Genomic DNA, 11,546 nt, shown 5'->3' with positions numbered 1-11,546 from the left:
AATATAGTGAGTATCATAAGGCTAGAAATCTTTCAAGACATGCAACTAACTTGTTATCTGATGAACTACTTCTTAAGATAGATGATTTAGAAAATAAAGAATATGAAAAGTGTTTAGATAAGAGTAATCTTGAACTATTTTCATATAATGGAGAGGATCAATTTTCTAGATTTATTACTGCTGAGAAAATGATTAATCGCGCAATAACTCTTTTTTCTGATTATGATGATAATGAGCAAATTGAGGACTCAAAAATTTTAGAAGCGTTAAATTTATATGTAAATGCATATAAGTTAGTGAAAAATAATGAATATGCAGAAACGTTAATAGATGATATATGTGAGGAAATTGCAGATTATATTGCTAGACTTGAAGCTGTTGACTTATCAGTACTCGTAGATATTTTTGGAGAAGAATCTATTTATGAGATTCCAGAATTAAGTCAGCTTGTATTGCAACTTAAATTCCAGTATGAAGCATTAAAAATTAATCAAAATCTAGGAGATACAAATAGGGTTGTTGAATGTCTAGAAAATATGATAACAACTGTAGAGGAGGCCATTAATCCTGGTGAATCTGACGATGATGAGGATAATATTGAAAATGAAGTAGACGAAGGCTTTTCCTATAATGAAGTAGATAATGCACTAAAAATATTAGACCTTTCAATTGAAGCTGTTTTATCTTTACATAAACAATTATTAGTTGAAAATACTATGTTAGATACTGCATTAGAGCAATATTTTGAATTTGATAAATTGAGTGGGTTTGATTTTGCAGATGAATATATCATTCCTAATCTTAAATCGTCTGTAGAGCAAATTGTACAAAATGTTGATAGTCCAATTTTGACTAATTATGTTAATGGTTTGTTAGCTGTTAAAAATCCATTTTAGTTATTTCTATAACAGTATAGCCAAGGGTATTAAATGATCTTTGGCTATACATGTTAGAGGTTATTATGAATAATATATTTTCTTTTGCTACCGGCGAGTTATCTCAAGATGCTTTTATTTGCTGGTGTCTTAATTGGATTAATGAACCAGATAATATAACTACACATAGATATCGTCAACTTGGTTTAGATTTACTAGCTAAGCTAATAGATAACTTGTCAGAAAGAAATCAATTACTAGATGTCGATATCCATTCAATAGATAAAATTATTTTAGTTCAACAAGTGTTAAATATTGATATATTAGCTATAATTCCTCAATATAATTTAGCTATTATCATAGAAGATAAAACAAGTACTAGTGAGCATGGGGATCAAATTAAATCTTATAGAGAGTCTCTTGATGGTGTATTTAAAAATGAGAAACCTTGGAATGCTTATAATAAATTGAAAAATGCTTTTAAATTAGCGAATCTTAATATAGAGTACGCTGATATTGCAAATTATCATATTCATACGGTCTATTTTAAGACAGGATATTATTTTGATTATGATTGGCAAGTAGCTCATAGCAATTCGGTAGATAACTATTTAACTGGGCCTATGTTTTGGGATATTTTGAAGCATTTTCATGACTGTGAAAGTGATATTTTAAGAGGCTATTGTGAGCACTTAAAAAATCAACTAGATTGGTATCAAGCTGTATCTAAGATTGATGGGAAATATGATGATGAAGAATGTCATTATATTAAGTGGGAACGTATTACCCAGCATGGACTATTGCAGATTGTATTTGATAACGAAAATATAGATGGTTCTTGGCTATGGAAAGATATGAGTGTTTATCCGAATCAATATAATACAGGTACAAATCAAGGTGGGAGCCCTTGGACTAATCGTTGTTTTTGGACTCGCATAGAAGCAGAAACTATTAACTCTGATCTTCCTAGAAGTTTTAAGCCTTGGTTGTTTTGGCGGGTCAATCATGATTCTAAAGGTGCATATTTGTCATTACGTTTTTATAATAAAGATTTTAAGCAAGATGCAGAGTTTTTACGTAAAGAAATATATAATCAACTGAACTCTTTGATTGATAAATCTGCTTCTGTTGAGTTAGCTGAATTAAATCATGCATATTCTAACTGTGTTTCTCGTCCTCATCATGGAAATTATTATGAAAATACATTAATTCGTATTGGAATTGATTCAGTATTAGATTCTTGGGATAAAAATAATGGACAACCGTTTATAAATTTAATTAAATCTATTGATAGTAAGTTAAGGAAGGTTATTGGTACTTTTAATTGGGAAAGCTTTGTTATTAAATGCTTAGTTGTATATGAGGATTAAAGTATTATTTTTTTCTTATAGATAATTATATTATGACATAGTTGTATGGATAGAATCGCTAGAGGTAATTAAATGGTTACGTAGTCTCGTATACGATATAAGTTAGAAACAGAATATTCATAAGTTAAGCCATTTAAGATGCATTTGGATATTGGTTTAGATATTTGTTTAGTGTTATTTAGGATTGTAGCAAGATATTATGGGATATTTAATACACATATAAAAAGGTATACTGATTATAGAGATGGGAGCATGTTTATATGAAAGTATTTACAAATGATATTCTAAGAATGTAGAAAAATGATGATATAAATCTGATTACATGTTTGAAAGGGTCAAATATGAAACAAGAAGAATTAGAAAATAGAATAGATAATGCATTGGAGTTAGATGATCTATTAAGTTTACCACGTGGTTTTCATATAGCAGAAAATGTCTTTGGTCAAGAAATGTATATATGGAGAGAAACAGTGGGTGAAGGCTATAGTTTGATGTTTAGAACACACAATAAAAATGAACTTTATATAGAGGATTTTAATGAAGATGGCCAATTGATTAATTGTAGATATGAAGAAGTTGAATTGGATTAACTCTATATGTTACGCTTAATAAGTAATTATGTATTTATATGTTTGGGTGATTAGGAGTAAATAGTATGTCTACATGGTCCGGAATACGACATAAGTTAGAAACAGAATATTTAGCACCTAGTTTGCGAGGCCATATTCAATATTTTGCTACCTCGTATAGTAAATCACCTGATCATGAGGGCAGGGCGGCTATTAGATATAATGGGAAGGAAATTATAAAGGGTAATTATTGGAATCAATATGTGAAAGTGCATCTATTTCCTAAAGATGATACATATGAACAGAGAATGCATGAAGGATTTCCGTTTATAGACAATACAGCATTAGAATTAGGCGTTTTTGATCAGCGGTGTTTTTATCAGGCTTTTGATGAATTTGATAACCAAAGTATTGATAAAAGCCTACCTAGTGACAATCTAATTGTACGTATTTTTGCCATTTTAGATAGACGTGTAGGAAAACGTAGACTCCTTTCTATGAGAGAACTTATGGAGAATCAACCTTCTGTATTTCAAGAGTTTTATGCTATTCGTATGCACCATGAAGGTTTATAAATGAAAACACGGAAGAGAATTGTCTAATTCCCTTCCGTGTTTAGATATGATATAATTTATATCAAAGTGAGGCATAAATGGTTTGGACGCCAGACTTCGCTTCTGATTTTTAATATTGAAGAAACGGTCTGACTTCACTGTCGGGCCTTTTTTCATGCCACGATTAGCAAAGACTGGACCCATTTAGAGGCTTCAAGCTCAATATAGTCCTGTTAATAACAAAAGTAAATAGATTAGAGGTTCCTAATAGTCACCTAGGTGACTATTAGGAACCTCTTTTGTTATCATTTTATTACTACATAAGTACGTTACAATATACAAAATATAGTTAGTGTGTATTGAGGAGAGCTTATGTTTAGAAAATCTTTATTATTCGGTGGTCTGATTGCTGTGTTGTGTTTGAGTGGTTGCAGCAATGCTAATGAGTTGCCTGGGTATAATGCAAAATCTAAGCATTCTAGTGCTGATTTTTATAAGAATGATTTGATGGATAGTATTCTTAATGAACGAATCTATAATGCTACTAGTGTTGCGGAGGTTAGTGATGCGGCTAGATTGCTATATCGTGTTGATGAGATGAATGCTGAGCAGCGTAGAAATTTAAACTATTCTATGTGGCGTGCCCAATATAATGCTGTAACCGAAGTCCATATGCATACTGATAAGGGCGGGCTTTCCTATACACTACCTTTTCCAGCTTTCAAAGGTGGCACACAATCTGCCCCTATTCCGGATGTGAAAGATACTAATGCACTTGTGTATACATTTAACCATCCTTTTATTTATACTAGTTTAGTTGTGGATAATCATCCGTATGAGCAAAGTGCTCAGTATTTGGGCAAACCCTATAATGAATTGAAGCAAGACTATGTACGTTCTGCATTGCAGGAACAATGGTCACATATGAATCAAGATCAGTTTGATATATCCAGTATTGATGGTAGCACTTTCAAAGGGAAAAGGGTTATTAATGGCCGTTGGAGCACCATGAAAACTAAAGGCAATCCTATCTTTGTGGCGAATGATATTTCTTTTGCCTTAAATAATGAGCCTGATACGCAATATGTACTTACCTTGATGGTTAGAGAAGATGGCGAGCGAGGTATTGGTAAACGGGGCATCGAAGATATTATCGCTAATTACATTGTGCCTAATATTACTTCATTAGAACGGTTAAATAAGGATAGTCATTTTGAAAGCTTTCATAACTATAATTATCGGGTATTAAATGATGCCGTTGAGGAAGCATCCGGTAATGATCATATTAAAATATATAAGGATCCTACAGGTATTTCGCAGATGATAGAAGTATATCCTGTTGAGCATAAGGGGGAAATCTGGGCTAATCTTGTTGACATTGTCACAATCTCTGAAGCACAGTTAAAAATTAGAAAGAATATGCGTAGTGGTAGCCATACGTATATATGGAATGATGGCGTTCCTGGCGTGCTGGTAACATTTGAATATGAAGATGGTATTAGTGAATGGCGATTTAGCACGCAAGATGCACATAATCTTTATATACATACAATCCATTATAAATACGATGCGAATCGAAAGAGTTTGCCAGCACTAGCAGGAATCGCCTCTGATGCGAAGATTTCAAACTTGGGTGATACATATAAGGGCGAAGTAGATTTTTTATGATATAATTGATATCAAAGTGAGGCATAAATGGTTCGGATGCCAGACTTCGCTTCTAATAAGAAAAATTGAAGAAATGGTCTGACTCTACTGTCGGGCCTTTTTTCATACCAGTAATTTAAAGGAGTAAACATGCCTGCATGGTCCGGAATACGACACAAATTAGAAACAGAATATTTAGCACCTAGTTTGCGTGGCCATATTCAATATTTTGTTACCACTTATAGTAAATCTCCTGATCATGAGGGGCGGGCTGCTATACGATATAATGGTAAGGAAATTATAAAAGGCAATTATTGGAATCAATATGTGAAGGCCCATCTGTTTCCCAAAGATGATACCTATGAACGAAGAATGCATGAAGGTTTTCCGTTCATAGACAATACAGCACTAGAATTAGGCGTATTTGATCAGCGGTGCTTTTATCAGGCTTTTGATGAATTTGAGAATCAAAACATAGATAAGAGCTTGGTTAGTGATAATCTAATTGTACGTATCTTTGCAGTTTTAGATAGACGTTTGGGAAAACGTAGACTCATTTCTATGAGAAATTTTATGGAGGATCAACCACCTGTATTTCAAGAGTTTTATGCTATTCGTGTGCACCATGAAGGTTTGTAAACAAAACACGGAAGGAAATTGTTCAATTCCCTTCCGTGCTTAGATATGATATAATTTATATCAAAGTGAGGCATAAATGGTTTGGTCGCCAGCTCTCGCTTCTCGATAATGAATTTGAAGAAACGGTCTGACTTCTCTGTCGGGCCTTTTTTCATGCCACGGTTAGAAAGCTAGTTTGAAACTAGAAGGCAATCATTTTGCAGCCATGATAATGGTCGCTACAAGTATGCCAAAGGAAATCATTAAAGATAACACTTTGTATGTACTCATATTGAACACCGCCAATCCTCGAGTTGATTAGCAAAGACTGGACCCATTTAGAGGCCTCAAGTTCAATATAATGTTGTAAATAATAAAAGTAAATAGATTAGAGGTTCCTAATAGTCACCTAGGTGACCAATAGGAACCTCTTTCGTTTTGTAATTAATTTTATCAATATCTTTTTATTATGTTACAATACTGTTAAAATTACTATTTTGTGGAGAGATGTATATGTTAAAACGATTATTATTAAGTGCTATTGTATTGAGCGCTATTAGTGGTTCTAGTTATGCTGTTGATGTGAAACTTCCTGGTGCGGATCCAAGTATTTCGCGTGATGCATATGTACAAGCGGTATATACGACTGATAAAATTGAGTCTACATATGATGAGAGATTAAAAAAGAAGGCAGATTCATTTTCCGCTTATTCTAAAGAGCGCTTTAATCAAGAGTTTGGTGTTGTTGTAGATGACGATGCAGTAGAAGCCTTAAAGAATGAGATTTATACTATTGAGCGCCGTAAGTATGATGGTAACACAGTAGTGAATTTACATAATAAAAAGGGCGGCCTATCAGTAACATTACCATTTAGTGTAGTACAAAAAGAGGCATTAAGTGATTTTCCAGATGCAGCGGCTGGTTATTTATTTCAGTCCCCAATGATTGTTACTGCTATTATTGAAAATAAAATGCCATATTCTCCTGATAAAACAGATATGGTTTTTAAATATGATGGTCTTAGTAAAAGTTACTGGAGAAAAATAACTCTTACTGGTGCTGTAGATATGGACATTATTGCTTTAAATTTTGAGTTGAGTAAGCATCCTAAGCAAGCATATAATGTTATTCTGTATCCTCGTGTAACGGAGAGTGTCACATCAAATGATATTAATAAAATAATGGCTAATTATGTATTGCCTTCAATTCATTCTCTTCAAGATTTAGATGACTATAGCCGAGTAGAAAACTATAAGAAATATTCTTTTAGAGTTCCTAAAACAGCCGTTAAAGAAAATAACCCTAATGTTAAAATAGATGGTGTGACTTTCACAGTTGATAAAGATATAAGGCAACAAATTTTGATTGACCCTGCGAATAATTTGGAAAAGGGTATATTTAGTTCATTTGACGAAATTGATCTGTTACATAAACTAGATAATAAGACTGCTGAGTTCTTTGGATTTCCTGGATCCCCAAAGATTACCAAAGGTAGCCATTCCTTTGTTTGGAATGATGGTATGCCAGGTTTATTACTAGATCTTGAATTAGATAATCGACAGGGTATATTGATGTTTATTACTTATGATGACAGTTTTAAGTACCAAAATTCAATCCACTATCCCTTAGATAATGGTGCATATACCAAGGTGCAGTTACGAAAATTAATTACAGATGCAACATTATCTGACACTGGTAATATGTATCAAGAGGATGTTTGGTTTATCTAATCCTTATTTTTATCTTATAGTAAAAAAGCCCTATCTATCTTTCTGAATTTTGGATTTTATAGATTTATTTTAATAAATTCTTACTATATAATGAAATTATTATGAGATGCAAGTGGTATGATTTATTTTATTGTATCCAATTCAGTAATTAAGGCGCTAATAATCAGTTTTTCTTTTATTGAAAGCGGTGTCCTAGATGAATGTAAATCATGTGTTATTAATATTTAAATCTGCATTAGAATATGCTGATTTTAAGGGGATTAATAATTTGTTGGCAGATAATTGTCAGTATATTAATGTTGAGAGGAATATATTAAAAAATGGAAAGATAGAAGTATATGATTTTCTAAATTCAATGGCAAAAAGGACCAGAGATGATAATTTAGCTGTGTATGCACATATGATGACACTTAGTGAGGGAACCAACGAAAAAGAGTTTTTTTATGAAGGTGAAAGAGGGCTCGCTATTGCATACAATGAAATAGACAATTATGCTATAGGTATGTTTATTGAGTTAGATTCAAATAATTTTATTAACAAAATTATTGTTAGTAATAATATTCCGAGTTTTAGACTTGATAAACATCGTGCTGAAAATAATTCTCCTCCTATAGATTACATTTTTTATAAGAAGCCTGTTGATTTTTTGGATTGGCTTACAGCCATTAGTATTTGGTTAGAAACTGGATATGTAGATGAGCATTCTTTTTATGATTCACTTGCTGATGAGTGCTGTGTACATTTTCAAAGAAAAAATCAAGAACCTATTTTGTTGTTAGGTAAGGAAGAAATTATAAATGACTTTGATAAGATGATGAATTTATTTTTCTATACTATGCCACATATAATTCGTGATAAGAATAATAAATCCTTTATAAAGTATGGACCTATGACGATAGAAATCGGCCGTAGTTTAGCGGGGCCAGCAAATTCTGTACATATTTATATTGACGACAGTGAAGATTAGTTTGCATATTATTTTTTGCTTAGGTTCATTATGCTTAAAAACAAAAAAGAAATCGTATGAGACTCCTTTCCCTATTTAGATATGATATAATTTATATCAAAGTGAGGCATAAATGGTTTCGACGCCAGACTTCGCTTCTAAAGTAAAAATTTGAAGAAACGGTCTGACTTCACAGTCGGGCCGTTTTTCACGCCACGAATAGCAAAGGCTGGACCCATTTAGAGGCCTCAAGTTCAATATAATGCCGTCAATTATAAAAGTAAATAGATTAGAGGTTCCTAATGGTCACAGTAGTGACTTATAGGAACCTCTTTTATTGTGCAAGTAAATTATATAGTTAGTAAACTATTACAGAATGCTTTTACCCAAAGGAAATACAGTTTTGATGGCGCATCTACGTGAAAGTACCGCTTCATAAACGTGACATATATCATATTTTTACAGGTAATAGATTTGGAAATTACGTTGTAAATGCTTTCATTTACATGAATTTGTTATAAGGTTATATTATTTATAAGTGTTTTTTTGGATTCGTGGTGGTTTTATATGTTTTACAATTACGATAGATATAGCAATTGTAAAAGCTATCAAAAAGGATTCTTTTGCGAAGCTAATGGCAATAGTTTCTTGTCCCATTAGCATATAATAAATGGATCGATAAAAGCTGAGCCCTGGTAGTAAAGGGAATAAGCTAGTCATTAGGAAAACTATAGCAGGGCATTTTCGTTTAACAGCCAATATTCTTGATGCTATGGCGATGATAAAACCACTGATAAATATTGAAAGCATAACATTAGATTGTAGTGAAGATAATGTTAAGAACAAGAACCATGAGATGAATCCTAATATTGTACAATCGATAAAATGTTGTTTAGCTACACGGAATAAGATTGCAAATGCTGTTGTACCAATACCAGCCATTATACTACGCATAAACATAGATGTTAAGGAATTAGTATCTAAATTAGAGGTATAAAGAGGAATCATTTGTGTGTTGAAGAGTAGTGATTGTACTACTGCGACCCCTACAGCCATTGAAATACAGGTAAGTAACGCGCCCATCATAAGGGTTATTCCTGTATTATAGTTATTCTGGCTATACTCTCTAATAGCATTGACGAAAGGAACTCCGGGAACAATGTCAATCATGGCTCCTAGTAATATAACTGATAGGTTGGAGCCTAATTCAAAGTGGATAAAGAGATTACCCAATAAGGCTATTAGAATACTACCTAAAATGGTAATCAATACATCAGAGCTAAGTATGCGTTTAATCGTACACATATAGACGCCTAATATTAAGCCTATAATACCTGCAATTATAGAGTCTGTTATAGAACTACCAATTGCATAGCTAAAGCCCGAAGCTCCTAACGTATAAGCTACTAATCTCCAAAAAAAAGAATAGTCTGACATGGTATCAATTTGATTAAGCTCACTTTCAATCTCCTCAATAGTAATATTTTTTTGTGTGATACGTCGGGAGAGAGCATTAACAGATTCAATTTTGCTGAGGTTAATATCGACTTCAGGAACGTTACAAATACGAGTAATTTCAGTTCCATCAGCTTTCTTAGCAGTTGCAAAAATACCTCTATTGGATACGTAGGCTTCTAAATCTTTAAAATTCATAGCTCGTGCTATGTAGTTCATAGTATCCTCTGTACGACTGATTTCGGCGCCACTGCTAAGTAGTATTTTTCCAGCTTTTAGTATAATTTCTAATTCCACACCTGTCATTATTTCCTCGTTGTTCATTTTACTTCATTGTTATTTATATTGGACTTTTTGATAGGTCTATCTTTAGGAGATTCAGTTGATTTTGATTCTTCCTGTTGTTCTTGTAGAATATTGATATTTTGATGTATAACTTCTTCGTCTATTGAGAGATGCTCTTCTACATAGTCTTTTAGCTCTTGAACTGTTTCCGTATTTGAAAGTATTTCTTTTGCTTCATTATGAATATCTTCTTTAAGAGATTTTGTATCTGCTTGACTAATATCACCTAATGTATGGAATAGTTCACGTTCTTTTTCTGAAAGATTTTTGTGAGGACTATGTTTTTTTAATGATAAATGGAGCATCTTTCTTCGGAAGAATTTTTCCATAATGATATCTTTACGATCACGGAGCCAGCCATAAATAAGAATAATTAGGAGTAATAGTCCCATATAACCGAGAATTGGGTAGAGGATACTAATCAAATCTTTAAAACCAAAGAAACTACATATATATCCTATGATTACTACAGAAATAATAACAATTCTCATTCTTTTTGTACTGCCGTTGGCAAAACGTCTAGCAATAGAATAAAAAAGAGAGAATGCTGTATTAAAAATAAGTGAAAAGACTGTGATTGCATATATATATGCTAGCCAAGGATGAATTTGATTGGCAATAGCAAGAATCGGCAAATCTGCATCTTTTACTGTATCTAGATTTGCAAAAATAGAGATAGCAGCTATAAAAACAACTAATCCGACTAATAGGCCGCCACGAGTGCCACCTTTTTCAGCAATACCAATACGAACAACAGAACCACCTAAAATAAAGGCCATAGAAACAGCTGTCATAGCACATAGAGAATAATAATTAATGACAGAAAACCATACATTGCTTGTGGCTGGTTTGATTGTGTGGGCTATAGCCTCTAATGTAGTCCAATCATGACTTTTACCAATAAAAGAGTAGGCTGTAATGATGAATATCATAACAATCATGATAGGAGTAAAAACACCTAGAACACTGGTTATTTTGTCAAAGTTCATAAATGATACGGTTATGATTAAAAGTGAGCAAATTAATCCACCAAGCCAAAAAGGGAATCCAAATTGTTGTTCTAAGTTTGAGCCTGCGCCAGCAATCATAACAAATCCCATAATAAAGCTACCAGAGATTAGTACAAAATCAAGTATTCTTGTAATAATAGGATGGGAAATCTGTGTAAAAACTTCTTCATGATTGTCTGCACGATAGTAGCTCCCCAAAGAAAGCATGATTTTACCAAATGCGGCATTTAATAGACCTAGTAATAGAACACCAATAAGACCTATTTGGCCAAAACTTATAAAATATTGTAGAAGATCTTGTCCACTTGAGAGTCCTGCACCTACAATAACACCTATGTAGGCAAATGCAATTTTCCATGATTGTTGCATTATATTTTCTTCCTTTCAAATACATAACTTAGTAAATATTTAATATTATATCATACT

The 11,546-nt window shown here is 32.7% G+C and carries 11 protein-coding genes; 8 read left to right on the top strand and 3 right to left on the bottom strand.

From position 1 onward, the window contains the following. Positions 1-50 precede the first annotated feature (50 nt). The 6 genes from O3598_RS05835 (at position 51) to O3598_RS05810 (ending at position 5,654) form a co-directional block, all read left to right on the top strand. Positions 51-896, top strand: coding sequence for a hypothetical protein (locus O3598_RS05835; protein ID WP_371452122.1), 846 nt, complete (start codon positions 51-53; stop codon positions 894-896). A 65-nt stretch (positions 897-961) separates the two neighbouring features. Next, complete coding sequence (locus O3598_RS05830) at positions 962-2,245, top strand: PD-(D/E)XK nuclease family protein (protein WP_371452120.1); 1,284 nt, start codon at positions 962-964, stop codon at positions 2,243-2,245. Between the two features lie 341 nt (positions 2,246-2,586). Then, entirely contained in the window at positions 2,587-2,835 is a 249-nt protein-coding gene (locus tag O3598_RS05825) for a hypothetical protein (RefSeq protein WP_156931399.1), read from the top strand. 65 nt (positions 2,836-2,900) lie between these two features. Beyond that, the gene (locus tag O3598_RS05820) at positions 2,901-3,389 is read left to right on the top strand and encodes an SF0329 family protein (RefSeq protein WP_371452119.1); all 489 of its coding nucleotides are present in this window, start codon (positions 2,901-2,903) and stop codon (positions 3,387-3,389) included. A gap of 351 nt (positions 3,390-3,740) precedes the next feature. After that, positions 3,741-5,036, top strand: coding sequence for a hypothetical protein (locus O3598_RS05815; protein ID WP_371452117.1), 1,296 nt, complete (start codon positions 3,741-3,743; stop codon positions 5,034-5,036). A gap of 129 nt (positions 5,037-5,165) precedes the next feature. Next, a complete protein-coding gene (locus O3598_RS05810; protein ID WP_005376140.1) occupies positions 5,166-5,654 on the top strand; it encodes an SF0329 family protein in 489 nt (162 codons plus the stop codon). Positions 5,655-5,846: 192 nt separating this feature from the next. Here O3598_RS05810 and O3598_RS05805 read toward each other — a convergent pair whose 3' ends face one another. Then, a complete protein-coding gene (locus O3598_RS05805) occupies positions 5,847-5,897 on the bottom strand; it encodes a hypothetical protein (protein WP_353511575.1) in 51 nt (16 codons plus the stop codon). A gap of 249 nt (positions 5,898-6,146) precedes the next feature. Here O3598_RS05805 and O3598_RS05800 point away from each other — a divergent pair, with 249 nt between their 5' ends. Together O3598_RS05800 and O3598_RS05795 are read left to right on the top strand one after the other, a co-directional pair. Continuing rightward, positions 6,147-7,364, top strand: a complete 1,218-nt coding sequence (locus O3598_RS05800; RefSeq protein WP_005376304.1) for a hypothetical protein — start codon at positions 6,147-6,149, stop codon at positions 7,362-7,364. A gap of 196 nt (positions 7,365-7,560) precedes the next feature. Further along, on the top strand, positions 7,561-8,331 hold the full coding sequence (locus tag O3598_RS05795) for a hypothetical protein (protein ID WP_270523598.1): 771 nt from the start codon (positions 7,561-7,563) through the stop codon (positions 8,329-8,331). A gap of 507 nt (positions 8,332-8,838) precedes the next feature. Here the strand turns inward: O3598_RS05795 and O3598_RS05790 are convergent. Together O3598_RS05790 and O3598_RS05785 are read right to left on the bottom strand one after the other, a co-directional pair. After that, positions 8,839-10,071 (bottom strand): threonine/serine exporter family protein, encoded by a 1,233-nt coding sequence (locus O3598_RS05790; RefSeq protein WP_005379999.1) that lies wholly within the window; start codon positions 10,069-10,071, stop codon positions 8,839-8,841. Positions 10,072-10,085: 14 nt separating this feature from the next. Next, complete coding sequence (locus O3598_RS05785; protein WP_287504508.1) at positions 10,086-11,489, bottom strand: YkvI family membrane protein; 1,404 nt, start codon at positions 11,487-11,489, stop codon at positions 10,086-10,088. Positions 11,490-11,546: the final 57 nt, after the last annotated feature.

The sequence above is a fragment of the Veillonella atypica genome (genome assembly GCF_041431435.1).
GTDB classification, from domain to species: domain Bacteria; phylum Bacillota; class Negativicutes; order Veillonellales; family Veillonellaceae; genus Veillonella; species Veillonella atypica.
The sequence above is the reverse complement of the archived record's forward strand: the minus strand, read 5'-3'. Positions and strand labels throughout refer to the sequence as shown.

Coding starts and splice junctions, on each gene's coding strand:
- O3598_RS05830 (WP_371452120.1), top strand. CDS start 962: ATGAATAATATATTTTCTTTTGCTACCGGCGAGTTATCTCAAGATGCT.
- O3598_RS05825 (WP_156931399.1), top strand. CDS start 2,587: ATGAAACAAGAAGAATTAGAAAATAGAATAGATAATGCATTGGAGTTA.
- O3598_RS05820 (WP_371452119.1), top strand. CDS start 2,901: ATGTCTACATGGTCCGGAATACGACATAAGTTAGAAACAGAATATTTA.
- O3598_RS05815 (WP_371452117.1), top strand. CDS start 3,741: ATGTTTAGAAAATCTTTATTATTCGGTGGTCTGATTGCTGTGTTGTGT.
- O3598_RS05810 (WP_005376140.1), top strand. CDS start 5,166: ATGCCTGCATGGTCCGGAATACGACACAAATTAGAAACAGAATATTTA.
- O3598_RS05800 (WP_005376304.1), top strand. CDS start 6,147: ATGTTAAAACGATTATTATTAAGTGCTATTGTATTGAGCGCTATTAGT.
- O3598_RS05795 (WP_270523598.1), top strand. CDS start 7,561: ATGAATGTAAATCATGTGTTATTAATATTTAAATCTGCATTAGAATAT.
- O3598_RS05790 (WP_005379999.1), bottom strand. CDS start 10,071: ATGACAGGTGTGGAATTAGAAATTATACTAAAAGCTGGAAAAATACTA.
- O3598_RS05785 (WP_287504508.1), bottom strand. CDS start 11,489: ATGCAACAATCATGGAAAATTGCATTTGCCTACATAGGTGTTATTGTA.